The following is a 1,258-nucleotide window of genomic DNA, read 5'->3' as shown; positions in this document are numbered from 1 at the left end:
CCCCGACACATCCCCAGACCCCGCCGGCGTCCCCGTCAACCAATACCGCTGGTGCTCAAACGCATACGTCGGCAACCCCACCCGCTTGGGGTGCTGCGGGGCCAGCACCGCCGCCCAGTCCACGCTAACTCCGGCCACGTGCGCCTCGGCTAGCGAGGTGACAAAGCGCCGCCATCCGCCTTCGTCGCGGCGCAGCGAACCCAACACTGTCACCGCGTCCGCATTGCTGGCTTCGGCTGTTTCAGTCATCGCGACCGCTAACACTGGATGGGGGCCCATCTCGATCAACGCCCGACACCCCTGCTCGATCAGCACACGGGTCGCCCGCTCGAACTGGACCGGCTGGCGCAAATTGGCATACCAATACCGGCCGTCGAGGGCCTCGGTGCTTAACTGCTCACCGGTGACCGTCGAATAAAACGGCACCGTGCCCGCCCGCGGGCTAATCCCCGACAACTGCGCCACCAACCGCTGCTCAACAGCCTCTACCTGCGCTGAATGCGAGGCGTAATCCACCGGGATGCGCCGGGCGAACACCCCTTGGGCCTCACAAGCGGCCACCAATTCGTCCAATGCCGCCGGGTCACCGCTGAGCACTGTGGAGGCCGGGCTGTTGAGCGCGGCCACCGACACCCGCTGGCTGTACTGCGTCAGCCGCTGGTCGACCTGGGCTGCCGGCAACCCGATCGCAGCCATTCCCCCCAACCCGACCAGCTCGGCGATCGCCTGGCTGCGCAGGGCCACCACCTTCGCGGCGTCTTCTAAACTCAGCCCGCCGGCCACATACGCCGCGGCGATCTCGCCCTGGGAATGACCCATCACCATGTCGGGCTCCACCCCGCAGGAGCGCCATAACGCCGCTAACGACACCATTACCGCGAACAACGCCGGCTGCACCACATCCACCCGGGTCAACCACGACTGGCCACCGCCGCCGCGCAGCACTTCCTCCAACGACCACCCCACATAAGGGGCCAGCGCCTGCCCGCAGGCCCGCATCTGCGCGGCGAATATCGGCGAGGAATCCCACAACTGCACAGCCATGGCCGGCCACTGGCCCCCCTGACCCGCGAACACGAACGCGGTCTTGCCGTCTGCCACACGCCCGGTCACCACCCCGGGCGTCGGGGACCCGGCCGCCACCCCGGCCAACCCCGCCAGCAACTGCTCACGGTCGGCACCCGTCACCACCGCCCGGTGCTCCAACCCCGCCCGCGTAGTGGCCAACGAAAACCCCACATCCGCGGCATCCAACCCG

1 protein-coding gene is annotated in these 1,258 nt (G+C 68.4%); it reads right to left on the bottom strand.

The window, feature by feature from the left end:
- A partial coding sequence (locus tag MSIMFI_RS27570) for an acyltransferase domain-containing protein (protein WP_191500079.1) occupies positions 1–1,258 on the bottom strand: 1,258 nt, incomplete at both ends.

The sequence above is a fragment of the Mycobacterium simulans genome, from assembly GCF_900232995.1.
GTDB lineage: Bacteria > Actinomycetota > Actinomycetes > Mycobacteriales > Mycobacteriaceae > Mycobacterium > Mycobacterium simulans.
The sequence above is the reverse complement of the archived record's forward strand: the minus strand, read 5'-3'. Positions and strand labels throughout refer to the sequence as shown.